Annotated in this window: 13 protein-coding genes and 1 tRNA gene; 8 read left to right on the top strand and 6 right to left on the bottom strand. The window is 43.1% G+C overall.

Translation table 11 applies throughout. The annotated features are described in order from the left end of the window. Nucleotides 1-167 precede the first annotated feature (167 nt). Nucleotides 168-2,081 carry an ATP-binding protein gene (locus tag QUB24_RS22155; RefSeq protein ID WP_333155489.1) on the top strand — a complete coding sequence of 638 codons (1,914 nt, stop codon included), beginning with the start codon at nt 168-170 and terminating at the stop codon, nt 2,079-2,081. 274 nt (nt 2,082-2,355) lie between these two features. Here QUB24_RS22155 and QUB24_RS22150 read toward each other — a convergent pair. Continuing rightward, nucleotides 2,356-2,440 (bottom strand) — tRNA-Leu (locus tag QUB24_RS22150). A gap of 198 nt (nt 2,441-2,638) precedes the next feature. Between QUB24_RS22150 and ndhL the strand changes: the two genes are divergently transcribed. The 4 genes from ndhL (at nt 2,639) to QUB24_RS22130 (ending at nt 5,323) form a co-directional block, all read left to right on the top strand. Continuing rightward, nucleotides 2,639-2,854, top strand: a complete 216-nt coding sequence (ndhL, locus tag QUB24_RS22145) for an NAD(P)H-quinone oxidoreductase subunit L (RefSeq protein ID WP_193972727.1) — start codon at nt 2,639-2,641, stop codon at nt 2,852-2,854. Continuing rightward, a complete protein-coding gene (locus QUB24_RS22140; RefSeq protein WP_333104690.1) occupies nt 2,855-3,160 on the top strand; it encodes a DUF3007 family protein in 306 nt (101 codons plus the stop codon). A 191-nt stretch (nt 3,161-3,351) separates the two neighbouring features. After that, nucleotides 3,352-4,149, top strand: a complete 798-nt coding sequence (trpA, locus tag QUB24_RS22135) for a tryptophan synthase subunit alpha (protein WP_333155486.1) — start codon at nt 3,352-3,354, stop codon at nt 4,147-4,149. A gap of 538 nt (nt 4,150-4,687) precedes the next feature. After that, the gene (locus QUB24_RS22130) at nt 4,688-5,323 is read left to right on the top strand and encodes a DUF6658 family protein (protein ID WP_333155485.1); all 636 of its coding nucleotides are present in this window, start codon (nt 4,688-4,690) and stop codon (nt 5,321-5,323) included. A 781-nt stretch (nt 5,324-6,104) separates the two neighbouring features. Here the strand turns inward: QUB24_RS22130 and QUB24_RS22125 are convergent. Further along, nucleotides 6,105-6,320, bottom strand: a complete 216-nt coding sequence (locus QUB24_RS22125) for a hypothetical protein (RefSeq protein ID WP_333155483.1) — start codon at nt 6,318-6,320, stop codon at nt 6,105-6,107. A gap of 253 nt (nt 6,321-6,573) precedes the next feature. On the opposite strand from QUB24_RS22125, the gene QUB24_RS22120 reads away from it, so the two are divergent. After that, nucleotides 6,574-8,985: an ATP-binding protein gene (locus tag QUB24_RS22120; RefSeq protein ID WP_333155493.1), complete on the top strand. Its 2,412-nt coding sequence runs from the start codon at nt 6,574-6,576 to the stop codon at nt 8,983-8,985. A 204-nt stretch (nt 8,986-9,189) separates the two neighbouring features. On the opposite strand, the gene QUB24_RS22115 is transcribed toward QUB24_RS22120, so the two are convergent. The 3 genes from QUB24_RS22115 to QUB24_RS22105 all read right to left on the bottom strand — a co-directional run bounded on the left by QUB24_RS22115 (nt 9,190) and on the right by QUB24_RS22105 (nt 13,413). Further along, nucleotides 9,190-10,524: a serine/threonine-protein kinase gene (locus QUB24_RS22115; RefSeq protein WP_333155481.1), complete on the bottom strand. Its 1,335-nt coding sequence runs from the start codon at nt 10,522-10,524 to the stop codon at nt 9,190-9,192. Nucleotides 10,525-10,615: 91 nt separating this feature from the next. Continuing rightward, nucleotides 10,616-11,611, bottom strand: a complete 996-nt coding sequence (locus tag QUB24_RS22110; protein WP_333155479.1) for a pentapeptide repeat-containing protein — start codon at nt 11,609-11,611, stop codon at nt 10,616-10,618. A gap of 110 nt (nt 11,612-11,721) precedes the next feature. After that, nucleotides 11,722-13,413 (bottom strand): hypothetical protein, encoded by a 1,692-nt coding sequence (locus tag QUB24_RS22105; RefSeq protein ID WP_333155476.1) that lies wholly within the window; start codon nt 13,411-13,413, stop codon nt 11,722-11,724. A gap of 70 nt (nt 13,414-13,483) precedes the next feature. Here QUB24_RS22105 and QUB24_RS22100 point away from each other — a divergent pair, with 70 nt between their 5' ends. Continuing rightward, nucleotides 13,484-14,983: an NAD(P)/FAD-dependent oxidoreductase gene (locus QUB24_RS22100; RefSeq protein ID WP_333155475.1), complete on the top strand. Its 1,500-nt coding sequence runs from the start codon at nt 13,484-13,486 to the stop codon at nt 14,981-14,983. Further along, nucleotides 14,961-15,269, top strand: a complete 309-nt coding sequence (locus tag QUB24_RS22095; RefSeq protein WP_333155473.1) for a hypothetical protein — start codon at nt 14,961-14,963, stop codon at nt 15,267-15,269. The genes QUB24_RS22100 and QUB24_RS22095 overlap by 23 nt, the downstream gene beginning before the upstream one ends. 139 nt (nt 15,270-15,408) lie before the next feature. On the opposite strand, the gene QUB24_RS22090 is transcribed toward QUB24_RS22095, so the two are convergent. Then, a complete protein-coding gene (locus QUB24_RS22090) occupies nt 15,409-16,419 on the bottom strand; it encodes a leucine-rich repeat domain-containing protein (protein WP_333155471.1) in 1,011 nt (336 codons plus the stop codon). Nucleotides 16,420-16,450: the final 31 nt, after the last annotated feature.

Here is a 16,450-nt window from a genome sequence, read left to right as displayed (position 1 = left end):
CCTCGCTTACATCGGTTCCCAGGCAGAGCTTGGGAACCAGTTAACCAGTTATTGAAACTGATGCGAGGATTGCTATATAGGGAAGATTTGGTACTACGAATAAGAAAGTTTATTTACGTGCATTTACTAATTGATAAAGTTGTTAAAATTTAGCTCAGGTTGCCAGTATGCAAAAGTTTGAACAGGGAGAGAATAGGGCTGTGAGGTTCAAAAACCTTATCGTAAATAGAGGAAAAAATAATGTCCCTGTCACTGAAGGATCTCGCGACATTAAAAATCCTCTCAAAAAAACTCCCTTCACTGCAATTAACCGTTTCATTTCTCGCTTGAGCATTGCCAAAAAAATTAATTATGGCTACTCCCTAGCAATTGGAATAGCCGTACTAGGAACCACAGGGGGAATGATCTGTGGAGACTATTACCAAAAGCAAGCTTTCCAAGCTCTAACTTTCGCCGACGAGCAACAAGATTTGCTCAGGGATTTAGAATATTCCGTGCAGGCAGTCCAGTCACATCCCAAACGGTTAATCTCTGTCTTAGGAGATTCAATCTGGTTTGAATATGAAACTGCTAAGTTCTTGAAAGATGTTGATGTAGTAAAAAAAAATATTGCAGAAATAGCTTTATTTACGGAAGAACATTCCACAGAATTAGCAGTAAGTTCTGCTGAATTAAAGGAATTGTTAGACGGTTACACAACTGCGACAGATTCGTATTCTCAATTGCTCACATCTTTTTGGCAAGAAATAGCTCCCTCCTCACTAAAACCAGAAGAAGTTAAAGAGGCACAGCAGCAGGTATTGGATTTAATCAGAGGGGATAGAGCAGTTAAGCTCGATGTTAAGTTTGAGCGGCTCTCAGAGAGTTTGAGCTTGATGACACAAGTAGCTAAGGCACAGCAAAGACAAGCCTACATCAATTTTAATATAGCTGAGAAGTTGCGAGTGCAAATCATCGTAGTGAGTATGTTAGTGTCAGTTGTTCTCGCTACTTTTCTAGCCATCTGTACCAGCCGCGCGATCGCCATCCCTATCCAAGCTGTAACCAGCGTGGCTAAAACTATTACTCAACAAGCAAATTTTGATTTGCAAGCACCTGTCACCACAGAAGATGAAGTAGGAACCTTAGCAAAATCCATCAATCAATTAGTTCAATGGGTAGCAGAATACACCCATGAATTAGAGCTGGCTCGCCAAACTTTGGAAGAGCGAGTAGAAGAAAGAACAGAAGAGCTTACAGTAGCGCTTCACCAACTAAAACACACCCAAACCCAGTTAATCCAAACCGAAAAAATGTCCAGTTTAGGGCAGATGGTGGCAGGCGTAGCCCATGAAATAAACAACCCTATTAACTTTATTCACGGCAACCTAGAATACGCCAACGAGTATGTTATAAACTTGCTGAATTTACTTCGTCTCTATCAGCAGGAATACCCGCAACCCACAAAGGCGATCGCAGAAGAAATCGCAGAAATAGAACTAGACTTTATCACAGAAGATTTACTAAAACTGCTTGAATCTATGAAAATAGGTTCAGAACGCATCCGGCAAATAGTTTTGTCTTTGCGAAATTTCTCTCGCTTAGATGAAGCTCAAATGAAATTAGTTGATATTCATGAAGGCATTGACAATACACTGTTGATTTTGAACAGTCGGCTCAAGCAGGGAATTGAAGTTGTCAAAAACTATGGAGAGTTGCCCGAAATAGAGTGTTACCCAGCGCAGCTAAATCAAGTATTTATGAATATTATAGCAAATGCGATAGATGCACTAGAACAATCATCCCATGACTCTAAAAAAGGGAAAACTCCTCAGATTTTAATTCAGACCCAAAAGTTGGATAGTAGCCAAATTCTGGTGCGAATTTGCGATAACGGCCCTGGCATTTCCCTCGCAATCCAAAACAAGCTATTTGACCCATTTTTTACAACTAAAGAACCAGGAAAAGGCACTGGTATCGGACTCGCAATTTGCTACCAGATTGTGGAAAAACATCGGGGGAAAATAGAGGTAATTTCATCTTTGGGAGGGGGAGCAGAGTTTGCGATCGCACTCCCCGCCTCATCTCACACTAGAAGCTAGATATTGTCTATTATGAGGAGATTAATGTGTTAGCGACGACACATAATTTGTTATTAGGCTATTTAAACTCAGCTCCGACAGCCGCCCAATTTCCCAAAGCAGCCGATTTGCTCAAGGAGTTGAAAGCCTGACGCAAAAAGTCCGGGGCGAACTGGGCAGATATAGAGGCGCTTTTGGACATAGTAAAAAACCATTAGCGCGAAAATTGAGCGGAAAACAGAAATCTTGGTGACAATAAGTCTGAAACCGTTGAATCACAAACGATTGAAATGGATGGGGGCGGAGGGACTTGAACCCACACGACCGTTTCGGGTCAACGGATTTTAAGTCCGTAGCGTCTACCATTCCGCCACGCCCCCCTTTGGTTAAGCTGCTGTGGTTTTGAGCCACTAAGAGCAACAGCCTTTTATTCTACAGCCAAAACCCCAATTTACGCAACCCCTAATCAAAAAATTCCCAAAAGTCGCGCTGCATCTCCCCAAGCGGTACAATAGTTAACCAGCTAACGGAGCGTGTCAACTGACTTACCCGTGTTATTATTCCCCTAAAGCAAATCTATGTATATTACCTTACTGCTTTACGCCGTCTTGGCAGGAGCCTACCTCCTGGTAGTACCCGCAGCCACCTACGCTTACCTGAACAGCCGCTGGTACGTCGCTACCTCTTTTGAGCGCGGTTTCATGTACTTCTTGATGTTCTTCTTCTTCCCAGGTATGTTTCTCCTAGCTCCGTTTTTGAATTTTCGGCCCAAACGGCGGCAGATAGAAGCCTAAATGCGACGTATTGACGTAATTGGAATCAGTGTCGGCTTTTTTGTAGCAGGTGGGTTTGTCTACTTGCTACTGCAATTTGCCGGACTCGACAGTATGAATGCAGGGATTTGGAGTCAGTTATTTTTGGTCGCCGGCTTGATTGGCTGGCTGGTGACTTATTTATTTCGAGCACTGACTCAAAATATGACCTACAGCCAGCAATTGCAAGACTACAAAGAAGCTGTCTTGCAGAAGCAACTGGATGCACTCACTCCTGAAGAATTAGCCAAACTTCAAGCCGAAATTGAACAGGAAAAAGATAATTAGTTATTAGTCATGAGTCATGAGTCATTAGTTATTAGTCATTAGCAATAAACGGTGAAATAAAGACTGCCGACTAAAAGCTAAGGAAGATGAATATAGACCGCCAAGTAATGATTGCTGACTAATGACCACTGACTGATGACTAATGACCTCTGACTAATGACCAATGACCAATGACTGATGACTAATAACTAATGACTATTTCTAATTGTTTTGAAACGTTACGCAAGAACCACCAATGTGCATTGATTCCTTTTATTACTGCTGGCGACCCAGACTTGGAGACAACGGCTAAAGCACTGCAAATTTTGGATGATAACGGTGCAGACGCGATCGAGCTTGGCGTTCCCTATTCTGACCCGCTAGCTGACGGGCCGGTGATTCAAGCCGCTGCTACAAGGGCTCTACAGCGGGGAACGCGGTTAGATGCGGTGCTGGAAATGGTAGCGAAAGTTAGTCCGAATTTGCGATCGCCCATCATTCTCTTCACATACTACAACCCGATTTTGTACCGAGGTATAGAAACCTTTTTGGAGCAAATCAAAAGTGCCGGAGTTCAGGGATTGGTTGTACCAGACTTGCCATTAGAAGAAGCCGACAGTCTCATCCAACCTGCCAACAAATTAGGGATTGAACTAACATTATTAGTTGCTCCCACCAGTCCCAAAAGTCGTATAGAAGCGATCGCTCGTCAATCTCAAGGATTTATTTACTTAGTCAGTGTGACGGGGGTTACGGGAGTACGTGAAGGCTTAGAAACGAGAGCAAAAGAGTTGCTGCAAGAACTTCGCGCCGTCACCGACAAACCCATCGGCGTCGGGTTTGGTATATCGAAACCCGAACACGCTCGCCAAGTGAAAGAATGGGGTGCAGATGCTGCGATTGTTGGTAGTGCTTTTGTCAAACGCTTGGCAGAAGGTACTCCAGAACAGGGTTTAGAGGCGATCGGCGAATTCTGCAAAAGTCTAAAAACAGCGATTCAAAATGCTTAGCAACTGTACAGATACTTTCAGCCATTAGACAGATGTGTGCGATCGGGATGTGCCCCCACAATTGCGATTAAAGACCTTGTTGTACTTGAGATCATACACCACCTTCCTTCTAGTTCCTGACTAGAAGGTTTTTTTTGAGCCGAACACGCACCACATTTCAACATAGTGCGCGTATGGAGAGCCAAACAGCTATGTATGGAAACGGCATTGCCTTGTTCGGCGCGGGGTGGTGCGACTTTTAATAATTGGTAGAAGATTGAGGATTATCCATTTCTTCTTCCTGATTGGTGATTTCTATCCGCTCGCCAAGCCTTCTTCCTTCTGTCTTCTTCCTTCTGTCTTCTTCCTTATTCCTTCTTCCTTATTCCTTTTTCCTTCTTCCTTCTACTATAACTTAAGGAATCTGACTTGGGATAGATGAAAAGCTACGGTTTCTATTCCTATACTTAAAAAGTGTTTAAGTGCCTAATTTGGTAAGGCTAGACATCTACAAAGCCACAAGGCATTTGAGCATCTCACAATAGAAAGGAGCATTTTTATGAACAGACTAACTGCATTTGTGAAAAAAATTCGAGCTGTACAAATCTTAACAGTGTTTCTGGCTGGCATTTTAGTATTTGTGAGTACGGCCTGCAGCAACGGCCCTGAGATGATGGCAGGAAAAACTGATGTGATGACAGGAAAAGGAAAAACTGCCGACCAAATTAGAGAAGAAGTGCCGACCGGGGCTGTAACGTCCGAATTCAAAGGCGGCATGAACGACTACCCCGATGTCGATCCCAGAAACAAAAAGATGACAACAACAGAAGCAAAAGCTGAGCTTCTCAAAGAGCAAGCGCAGCACCGCATCGATACCAAATCTAGCAATAATGTAGGCGAAAATGTGCGGCGGGTAGCGGATGACGCGCCTGACAAACTAGGCCAAATTGGGGAAAAGGTGAAGGACGATGCTCGCACCGCCCAGCGCAAAGCTGATGACTTTGGCGACAAAACCAAACAAGGCTTTGCTAATCTTAAAGAAAACACTCGCGAAGGCTTGAAGGGAGCAAAAGATATTGTTAAAGAAGCCACCGAGGGAGCAAAAGAAAGAGTATCAGAGGGTACTGAGTCTCTGAGATATGGTACCAGCGGCGGCCAAGAAAATATCAATGATGCAGCACGAGATGCAAGATAGAATGCTCAAGATGCCTCAGACAATATTTGCTAGAAAGTGAATCGAGATATTGACTGAACTCAACGAGTGGCCGAAAGAGCGACAGACGACTAATCTCAAATAACGCTGTTTTCTTTTCGGTAAGCTAGATTCCGACAGAGGTTAAAACCCCTGTCGGAATCTAGGTAAAGTCAATCGATTTGAGATTTGAGATTTGAGATTTGAGATTTGAGATTTAAGCATTGACCCCACGGATAAATTCGGGGGCCCCTTTATCGGATACAGGTTTTTTATTTCTGCGTCCTGAGTCTGCTTTCGGAATGAATCCGGGGGCTTGTATCCTGGATGCTTTCGGTCAATCGATTTTAGATTTGAGATTTGAGATTTGAGATTTAAGCATTGACCCCACGGATAAATTCGGGGGACTGGAATGCCACTTTTTTCACGACGGATTCTTTATAATTTCTATAGATTGTATTTGGACTTTTTAAGGTATTAATTTTTTGATCGGCTTTGCGGAAATTTGGCCGATCGCGCTATATTAAATTCACTTAATTAGCAATTGTATTTTTCAAGACATAATAAGGCAGCGTTTCTACCGTATTACGCCTTCATTGAATCGCATTTGAGATTAACAGCAGAAACTTATACGTAAGTAAAAAGCTTTAATCGCGATCGCCCAAGTATAAAATGTTGTTCATTAACAGATAATTGGAATTTTCGATCGGGCGATCAAAAATTATGCGGTTTATGCCCTAAGATAGATACACTAAGTTTTGTCAAGCTAATGTCGGAGTTGAGGTCAGCCGATATGGACGCAATAATAAATGCAGTAGATTTGACTGCGGTAATACCGGGATATCGCCCGATCGCGCAATTGTAAACAGATTCTCGATCGGCTATCGATCGGTTCGGGCGCGAGAAAGACCGACAACCCGCCGCTAAAATTCTCCAACCTACGTCGTTGTGGCGGACGATTTCCTGGACGCGGTGCTGCCACAATCCAAAAAAGTTGCATTAGCGACCCTTAATGGGATAGGTAGAAATAGTCCTCAACCGAACAGACATTCTCGACGAACTCAAACGCAGACCGGTTATTTACAAATACATTAAACCTTCCAATCTTTTAATTAATCTTGACTGTTACCGACCAGATGGGGGTGTATAAATTTTAACAAAAAGAGGCCACGGATTCGGGATATTCGAGCCGTAATCCGTAGCCAATGGCCAGGGGAAATGGAGGCAAACCTTATCTTGAAAATTCTGTTTTGATGCTAGTAACGATGATGCACGACTTTTATGATGCGCTGGCAGATTTGGCAATCTATGCAGATGCCGCACCGGCGGAGCGCCAACAAATCCTTAAGCGCGTTGAGGCTAGTCAGAAAAAACTCAAAGAATTCGCGCACCATACGCCGATAAATTACCAACACAAGTTCGATCTGGTTGAGGCAGAATTGCTCGGCGTTTTGGGACAGACAGCAGAAGCGATGGAACTATATGATCGAGCTATTACCGGAGCTAAAGCTAACGAATATTTCAATGAAGAAGCTCTTGGCTGCGAACTCGCTGCTAAGTTTTACCTGTCGTTGGGAAGAGAAAGAATTGCCCGAATCTACATGATAGATGCCTATAATTGCTATGTCCGCTGGGGAGATAGAACCAAAATTGATGACTTAGAAAAACGTTATCCTCAATTATTAAAACCGATTTTAGAACCCGCAAAACTCCCTGCACATCCCTTAGCAAATTTTCCAACACCTGCTGGGCAAAATCAATCGCTTCATCCCTCCATTCATCCATCCATTCCTCCGTCTGTTTCGGCGAGCGTCTCAGATTTCGGGAATTTTTCAACACTGCTAAAAGCTTGTCAATCGCTCTCTAGTGAAAGAGAACTCGATCGACTGATTGCCAAACTGATGCAACTGGCGATGAAAAATACAGGAGCTGACAAAGGAGCGCTGATTTTGCCAAACGGCAATCAATGGGAAATCGCCGCTACCAGCGCGATCGACAATTCGGGAGTCGAGCGGGCGATCGACTTATCATCCGCAACACTCGATGAAAACAGCGATATCTTGCCCCTCAAAATTGTTGACTGCGTTAAAAATTTATTGAAACCTGTGATTGTTCGGGATCTCGCTCAACAACGTGATTGGGATTCCGACTCCTACATCCTCAAATATCAACCGCAGAGCCTGTTGTGTTGGCCGATTCTCGATCGAGGCAACTTAGTCGGCATTTTGTATCTGGAAAATCGCTTAACCGCAAAAGTTTTTACCCGCGATCGCCTGCAACTTCTCAATCTCCTGTGTTCCCAGGCAGCCATCTGTTTGCAAAATGCTCTACTCTACAAAAAATATCAGGATTACAACCTACAATTAGAGCGATCGCTAGTAAAAATTAGCCGAACCGAAGCTCAGCTTGCGGAGCAGAAACAAATGCTGCAAGCGATTCTTGATGTGGCTCCGATTTGGATTTGGATGGTTAATCCTAGAGGTAAAGTAAAGTTTTTCAACAAGACATTTTGTGAAGATGTGGGCGTGCCTCTGAGCGAGTTTTTAGCTGTCGATCATTACAAAGATATACTCGGGGAGAATGCAGCGAACTGTCTGGTTTCAGATGCGGCCTGCCTTGCCCAAGATTCGCCGCATTACTCCAGCGAAACTCTCAGACTTGTTGACGGCAAACTGCACTATTTAGAAGTCACGAAAGTGCAGTTAAAAAATTCCCAGGGCGAGACAATCGGGATTATCGGTTTGGGCGTGGATGCCACCGATCGCAAGCAAGCAGCAGAACTTTTGCAAGAGCAAAATCAACAGCTCGAACAAACTTTAAAAAATTTACAACAAGCACAACTGCAAATCGTGCAAAGCGAGAAAATGTCTGCCTTGGGTAATTTGGTCGCCGGAGTCGCCCACGAAATTAACAATCCGATTGGGTTTATTTCTGGCAATTTAAGCGAAGGTAAAAGGAGTTTGGAAGATGTGATCGAACACTTAGAATTGTATCGCTCCGCTGCCTCGCCATCGGAAATAGCCGACCACGCCGAAGAGATAGACCTCGATTATCTTTTGGAAGATTTACCGAAGATGATTGATTCAATGCAACTTGGGTGCGATCGCATTTGCAGCATCAGCAACAGTTTGCGTACCTTCTCCAGAGGCGACAAAGACTACAAAGTTCCTTTTAATATTCACGAAGGCATTGATAGCGCTATTTTAATTTTGAAACACCGTCTCAAAGCAAACGAACACCGCCCGCAGATCGAAGTGATAACTAAATACGGCAATCTCCCTAAAATAGAATGTTTTCCCGGTCAATTGAATCAAGTTTTCATGAACCTGCTTGCCAATGCGATCGATGCCTTAGAAGAGTCAAATATAGGACGCACTTTTAGCGAAATTACCGCCAATCCCAACCGCATCACGATTTGCACTGATATAGTTGGCGAAGGTTACATTAAAATTCAAATTGCTGATAACGGCACCGGAATCAAAGAGGAAGTTAAACAGCAGATATTCGACCATTTGTTCACGACGAAAGGTGTCGGCAAAGGAACGGGATTGGGGTTGGCAATTGTCCACCAGATTGCGGTAGAGAAACATGGCGGAAGCATCGAAGTGAATGGCGAGCCGGGAGTGGGGACTGAGTTTGCGATCGTTTTACCTGTGAAGGGATAAATTTTAATTAAAATTTAATGTTTTTTGGGGGATCGCGTAATAAGATATACTGACTTTAATTCGGGTCTTTTTTTGAAAGCCTTGGCATAACTCTTTTAAAGTTGTATTTTAGACACCCTATAAGTGAGCGCGTCACCCATTTTGAGTTGGGAGATGTCTATTATACAAAAAAAATTAATCACCAAGGCTTCGCCCTACAAAAATTTATCTTAAATTTAACCAATCTTGAATTTCTTGCGCTAACCAAGCCGCCTCAACCTCTGTCAAATTTTTTCCTAAAACATAAAAGTAAGTTCCTATATCGTTACCGGCACGAATCTTGATTTGATTTCCCGAAAGAGAGTTATTGTGAATGAAAGCACCCAAAATTTCTGATATTTCTCCTGTTTCTTGTAAGTATTTACACCCCAATACCTGATGTGTTATTTGAAAATATTTGCGATTAAATTTAACTTGCTTTATCTCAAAAATAACCTTAACTAATAAACCTATTATAAGTACCGAAATTACTACCCCTATGCTCAATTCTCCTGTTAAAAAAGGGATAATTGTCGGGATGAATATCATTAGCATTACTGTTCCTAGATAAGCAGATAATAAAGGCTTTCTGACTAAGAAAGCCGGAATTTTAATGTGTAAATCCGTCGCTGATTTGCTAACTTGAATGAGACTGTGAGGCGGTTTAGCAATTTTCCGAACAGTCGCAATTTGAAGATTAGCCCCTTGTATGTTGCCCGATTTCAAAGCTGCTAAAGCCTCTCTAGCCAGGGGGAAACGCTTTTCTAACCCGATTTCCGTCATTTTCTCAATCCAGCTTACCAAACTAGGATTGACACTCACGCGATCGCTAAACTGAATCCGAGAATCTTTCTGTGGTAAATCCGCAGGAGTCGCCCCCGTTAACAAATGAATTAAAGTAGCTCCCAAAGCATACAAATCCGAAGCCGCCACCGCCCGCCCCCAAAACTGTTCTAAGGGTGCATAGCCACTCGTTCCTACAACTGTAAACGTTACACCTGTCACCGCCGCTTGAGCTTGTACCGCACCAAAATCTACTAGATAAACCTGCTGATCTTCCCCCAAAATTAAATTACTCGGCTTAATATCGCGATGCAAAACCGGGGGACTTAATTCATGCAAATAAATTAAAATTTCTAGCACTTCAGTGGCAATTTTTCGTACTTGTTTTTCGGAAAAATGCTGACCATTTTCTAAAAATTCCTGAAGTGAAAATCCCGGAATATAATCTTGCACTAATCCAAACCAAGGCAATCCTGCTCCGGCTTCCCGCTCCAGGGAAAAATAATCTCGATAGCAAGGAATGCGGGGATGATTTAGCGCCTGCAAAACTTGTGCTTCTCTTTCAAAAAGCTTGAGTTCTTCCCACTGCATTTCCGGGCTAAAAGCTAACATTTTCAGTGTCACCTGTTCTTGAAACTCTAAATCTACTGCTAGCCAAGTTTGATGACCAGCCGCTGTGCGTCCTAAACGCTGTTGCAATTGATAACGTTCTTGTAAGATTTTTCCTGGTTCTAACACAGCATTGCCCTATTTTTTTTAATTATATGAAATTTCCTTAACTATTAAATTAACTATTTTGCCGAGAGCGTTAAATTGCTAGTACAAGTAATTATCCGTGCATTTCTCCATTCGGCATAATTGTACCGCGCCACTGAGCACCCGCTAAATTAGCAGTGCTCAAATCTGCCCTAATCAAAGTTGTGCGGTGCAAAATTGCCTCCCGCAAATCTGTTCTAGCCAGGTAAGCATCAGTCAAATCAGCTTCACTCAAATTAGCCTGATTCAAATTAGCTCGACTCAAATCAGCCCTCACCAAATTAGCTCGACTCAAGTCAGCCATAACTAAATTAGCATTGCTCAACTTAACATCAGGAAGAAATGCACCCCGCAAGTTAGCGCCAGCAAATTCAGCATCAATTAACACAGCTCTTTCCAATTTAGCATTTGTCATTACAGCCCAGGAAAAATTTGTTTCTACCAAAGTTGCTTCCGTCAAAAATATGCCATCTAAAATAGCTTCGCTCAAATTCGCCTGAGTCAGATTTGCTTCTCCCAGAGATGCTTCTGTCAAATTCGCGTGACTGAGATTAGCTTTAGTCAAATCGGCACCTTGCAAATTGACGCCCCGCAAATCTGCACCTTGCAAATTTGCACCCCGCAAATTTGCACCCTCAAAAATCCGCACCTCCTTCCGCAAATTTGCACCCCGCAAGCACGCCCCGCGCAAATCTGCACCTTGCAAATTCACACCTCGCATATCTGCATCGCTCAAATTTGCATCAATAAAAACTGCCAAAGAGATATTGGCTCTGCGAAAGTCTGCACCTTGCAAAGTCGCTCCGTGGAAGTCTGCATCGGACAAATTTGCTCCGCTCAAATTTGCTTGATTTAAGTTAGCACCGCACAGCTTTGCATTAGTTAAATTGGCGCGCTGAAGGTTAATTCTGCTCAGGTACGACATCGCTAAGTTTGCACCCCAGAGGTCAGCATTACTTAAATTGACGCCAATTAAATCGGCACCGCTCAGGTATACCCCTCTGAGATTCATACCTTGAAAATCTAGTTCTCCTGATGTATATCGCCTTAAAATTTCGCTAGCATTCATATTTTTTTGGTGGTGAATTAGGTACAATCTGCTATTTCTAGAATTGTTAAAATTCTTCTGTTCGCGCAGGCGGAATGAGTTTTTGTAGCCCCTGACTTAAGTCGGGATATTTAATGATTTTGAGTGACAAATTCTTGAGTCCAAGAAACTGTTTTGCTGCCTAACTGTCGCCCGTGAATTTTCACATGAGTAAGATATTTTGATTTTAAAGTACACAGTTTTTTGTGAATGTATGTAGCTGTAGCCTGTTGGTTTGGTACTTCAGCCGACTCCAGAATCACATGGAGCCAACCGTCTTTAAATCCTACTGTAGCAGCAATTCCTTTAGGCTGTAGCAATTGATTAATCAATTGGGCGATCGCCTTTGGTTTGCCTTGCTTTGCCATTTCCAGAAGCTGATACTGATTTGCTTTATGGCTAGAGTTTTCCGGCGGTCTGTCTGAAATATTGTCTGCCATGTTTTCGGGTATTTCAGAAGAATATTTTCCGCTTTCTTTTGACTCCAATTCAATCAAAATTTCCAGCAATTTATCGGTAAACTTCTGAACTTTACCTACATACTCTCTGAGATTTTTATATTTCCAGTACAAACGCTCCTCTACACTTCCCGTAGAAAATTTTCCATTCAAAGCAGCTTCTAACTGGGTGAATATATTTTCTATTTGCGCCGTTGCGGAGTTAGCACTTTGACTGACTAATTCTGTCATTTCTTCTTCCAATCCCAACTTGCGTTTGATGGAATCGCTAATATTTATAATAACAGGAGCCGCCGGTTCTACAATTTCGATAATAGTCGGCATTTCTGTAACGGGGAAGGTTTCTACGATTTCCTGTCTGAACTCGGTAGCATAATTATTGCTGGTTTCGGGTTCTTTAAACGGTACATTTTCTGCCGTGTCCGGCACTAAGTAACTCTTTTGGGGGTCATAATGATAATGAGGTGGAGCAGCTTGAAGGATGTGAGTAATCTCGCCTGGATCAAAATAATCGCTGCGCCTGTCCACCCGATCGCTTTCTTCATAAACACTGTTGTTTAAATGTGTCTGATCGTAATCTTCACTAGCCGAAGATTCGGCTTCATGGGGTTCTTCCTGTTGCATTTTTGCGTAACAAGGATTCATCGCTTTGATGATTACGCTCGCCGCTTGGTCGTTTTCATCTCTGTTGTCGAGATTGCTAGCAGTTCTGTACAACTGAGATTCCAGTTCGGCTAGGCTGGCACAAACATTAAACAGTTGTCGCAGTAGATTGTCAAGTTCTTGAGTTTTCAGAAGTAGCCAGTCGCGATCGCTAAAAGTAAACTGGTGATAAAGAGTAGAAAAAATTAGGATTTTCGCCCTCAGCGGATTTGTTCCCTGCAAAATTTTTTGTCTGACATCAAATAAAGTTCCGGGGTTTCTTGCCCTTTCTTCGCTGCTGGGTACTTCCGAACTAAAGTGATCGTCAAATGCGGGAGCTTCCTGACCGCCAAAACTAGATATGTTTATTTCTAATTTGGTGAAATCTTCAAATTCATACAGCCTGCTAAGTTGACAGATTATGAGGTCTGCTACTAAAGCATACTCGGTTTTTTTATTAACCTTAGAGACTATACTATTTAAAACAGCTTCAATATCTTCTAATCTGCTGTATTTGGCGCACAGTTCTTCGATTAAAATCCTTACATCGGCGCTGGCGAGTTGGGCGGGGTCGTTTTCCCAGAACTCTTTACAAGCAAAAAATATTATTTTTTTAATGCGCGAGAGATTCACGTCTTGTTCTAATTCGCGAACAACTTCATCTAAAATAGATAAAGCTTTCATAGTTTTCCTCCCATAAAAATACCCTGTCAACACTCAGCAAGAAATAATACAATTATACCACATTTGATAAATGCAAGACTTTGAGGCGATCGTAATTGGCAGCGGTATTGGGGGCTTAGTCGCCGGCTCGATGCTAGCTCGCTACGGGAAGCGGGTTCTCGTCTGCGAGAGCCACATCATAGCGGGCGGGGCAGCTCACAGCTTTTCGCGCCGGGGATTTCACTTTGATTCGGGGCCTTCTTTTTATTGCGGTTTGACTGACCCCCGGTCGTTCAATCCTTTGCGGCAAGTTTTTGATGTTTTGGAGGAATCGATCGCAGCAATTTCCTACGATCCCCTGGGGCATTACCATTTTCCAGAGGGAAGTTTACCGATTTATGCTAATGCGAGAAGTTACTTAGATGCTGTAGCTAAGTTCGCACCGCAAGGTGCTGTAGAATTACAGCAATTTCAACAAAACTTATTAGTATTGTATGAAGCTTTGCGTGGAATTCCGGCTTTAGCGCTGAGATCCGACTGGCAGTTGATACCTGTTTTGCTGTCTCGGTACTCGCCTGCTTTGCTGAAGCTGTTGCCGCTAGTAGGTGCGATCGCGGGTTCTGCAGGTTCCTTGATGGATCGGGACGTGCGTGACCCTTGGGTGCGGCGTTTGATTGATTTGGAGTGCTTTTTGCTGTCTGGTTTGAAAGCGCACGGAACTGTCGCCCCGGAAATAGCTTTTATGATTGGCGAACGATCGCGCTGTGCGATCGAATATCCTGTAGGTGGCAGCGGTGCGATCGTCGATGCTTTAGTTCGAGGTTTGCAGCGCTGGGGAGGAAAATTGCGCCTGGGATCTCCTGTCGAGCAAATATTAGTTGAAGCGGGCAAAACCACCGGCATTCGCTTGAAAAATGGCGAAATTATTCGCGCCCCAATTGTCATTTCAAATGCCACAATCTGGGATACTTATACAAAGTTACTGCGAGCTGAAGATTTGCCGGAAAGCTACCGAAAAAACGCTTTGTCGATGCCAGCAGTAGACAGTTTCATGCACCTGCATTTAGGAATTAAAGCCGAAGGACTCGAAGGTTTGACCGGCCACCACGTCGTCGTTCACGACAGCAAGATTGACATTACAGTACCGGGAAATACTTGCATGATTTCGATTCCTACAGTGTGGGATGCAACTCTCGCGCCGCCCGGACATCACGCCGTTCACGCTTATACATTGGAACCTTACGAAGGTTGGGAATATGGCGAATTATATCAGCAGAAAAAGCAAGATCGATCGCAATCTTTGTTTCAAGCTTTAGAAAAAATTATACCGGATTTGCGATCGCGGATAGTCTTAGAGTCGATCGGCACACCGCTAACCCACGCCCGATTTTTGCGCCGATATCAAGGAACATACGGGCCTGCCATTGCCGCCGGAAAAGGCACATTTCCCGGCCCGCAAACACCAGTCAAAGGCTTGTATCGCGTGGGAGACAGCACCATGCCCGGAATTGGCGTCCCCGCCGTCGCAGCATCGGGTATTTTGTGCGCGAATACTTTAGTAAATTCCGATGTTACAGGACAATTTTTGTAAGCGAAGGAAGAAGGAAGAAGGAAGAAGGAAGAAGGAAGAAGGGAGAAGGAAGAAGGAAGAAGGGAGAAGGAAGAAGGGAGAAGGAAAATTAACTGGTTCCCTGCCTCTGGCGGGGAACCGAGATCCAGAGGCTCTGCCTCGCTGGCAAAAAAACAGGAGGCTGAGCAAGAGTGAAATGCGTTCCCAGCCAGAGCCTGGGAACGATGAAAACCAGGAAAAAACTACTTTTTACAAAATCTGCCTGCTGCCAAAACTGATTATCCACCAGCGGCAAAAGCGCCCATAATTGCGATCGACAAAGCCAAACCTGGCAACAGCAGCAATCCTAACATCAAAGCATCGTGTCCGCTCATCACTTTCTCCTGATATTGACCTTTGACATGATACTCTATAAACTGCTATCTTGCCTCGACCTTAATAATTAATTAAAACCGGCAGATTGATTCAGGATTGACAGGGCAAATTTTATTAACAATGGGATTCCCGCGCAAGTCCAGGGTAGTCAACTTTTGCAAAGATTGCAGGGAACTGATATCCGAGATTTGATTGTTGTACAAGTCTAGTAAAAATAAATTATTTAAAGCTTGTAGCGCGCTGCTATCCGAAATCGGATTGTTGAACAGATAAAGTTCAGTCAAATTAGTTAAGGATTTCAGCGGACTGATGTCTGATATTTGATTGTTACCGAGGTTAAGTTCAATTAAATTAGTGAGCGATGTCAAAGGACTAATATCTGATATTTTATTTTGGAATAAAACTAATTTATTTAAGTTAGTTAGAGATGCCAGCGGAGTAAGGTCAGATATTTCATTGCCGAATAGAAACAGCGTAGTCAGATTTTTCAAGGAAGCCAGCGGCGTGATATCCGATATTTTATTATTATAAAGGTAGAGTGTCTGGAGTTCAGTTAAATTTTCCAGAAGAGCGAGATCGGAAATTTGATTGTTGTAGAGAATTAGCGCATTTAAGTTAGTTAAATTTTTCACCGGAGTGATGTCGGAAATTTTGTTGTCAAACAAGACAAGTGCGGTAAGATTAGTTAGACCTGCTAGGGGACTGATGTCTGAGATTTGATTGGTATCGAGAACGAGTCTACTCAGATTGAGCAGAGATGAAAGCGGACTGATATCTGATATTTGATTGACATCTATAATCAGATTTTTCAGGTTAGTTAAAGATTGCAGAGGAGCGAGGTCAGATATTTGATTACTGCCGAGGATGAGATTAGTAAGGTTAGTGAAAGATGAGAGGGGGCTGATATCGGTAATTTGAAGATTTTTGAGGTTAAGTTCTTTTGTATTATAAAGGAGTTCGTTGGCTCGATCGCACTCGGCAGTATCTGATATTTGCAACAGTATTTCTACCGTATGTTTTGCGCCGGGAGAGATGTTTTCTTTGTGCTTGCACCACTCGGAAAAGTTATTATAAGTTGTCATGGGCTGTGCTGCCTTAATCGATTTTAGAGGC

The organism is Microcoleus sp. B9-D4, assembly GCF_036705105.1.
Classification (GTDB): domain Bacteria; phylum Cyanobacteriota; class Cyanobacteriia; order Cyanobacteriales; family Microcoleaceae; genus Microcoleus.
This window is presented reverse-complemented; position numbering and strand designations above follow the sequence as displayed.

Coding starts and splice junctions, on each gene's coding strand:
- QUB24_RS22155 (WP_333155489.1), top strand. CDS start 168: ATGCAAAAGTTTGAACAGGGAGAGAATAGGGCTGTGAGGTTCAAAAAC.
- ndhL (WP_193972727.1), top strand. CDS start 2,639: ATGTATATTACCTTACTGCTTTACGCCGTCTTGGCAGGAGCCTACCTC.
- QUB24_RS22140 (WP_333104690.1), top strand. CDS start 2,855: ATGCGACGTATTGACGTAATTGGAATCAGTGTCGGCTTTTTTGTAGCA.
- trpA (WP_333155486.1), top strand. CDS start 3,352: ATGACTATTTCTAATTGTTTTGAAACGTTACGCAAGAACCACCAATGT.
- QUB24_RS22130 (WP_333155485.1), top strand. CDS start 4,688: ATGAACAGACTAACTGCATTTGTGAAAAAAATTCGAGCTGTACAAATC.
- QUB24_RS22125 (WP_333155483.1), bottom strand. CDS start 6,320: ATGCAACTTTTTTGGATTGTGGCAGCACCGCGTCCAGGAAATCGTCCG.
- QUB24_RS22120 (WP_333155493.1), top strand. CDS start 6,574: ATGCTAGTAACGATGATGCACGACTTTTATGATGCGCTGGCAGATTTG.
- QUB24_RS22110 (WP_333155479.1), bottom strand. CDS start 11,611: ATGAATGCTAGCGAAATTTTAAGGCGATATACATCAGGAGAACTAGAT.
- QUB24_RS22105 (WP_333155476.1), bottom strand. CDS start 13,413: ATGAAAGCTTTATCTATTTTAGATGAAGTTGTTCGCGAATTAGAACAA.
- QUB24_RS22100 (WP_333155475.1), top strand. CDS start 13,484: ATGCAAGACTTTGAGGCGATCGTAATTGGCAGCGGTATTGGGGGCTTA.
- QUB24_RS22095 (WP_333155473.1), top strand. CDS start 14,961: ATGTTACAGGACAATTTTTGTAAGCGAAGGAAGAAGGAAGAAGGAAGA.
- QUB24_RS22090 (WP_333155471.1), bottom strand. CDS start 16,419: ATGACAACTTATAATAACTTTTCCGAGTGGTGCAAGCACAAAGAAAAC.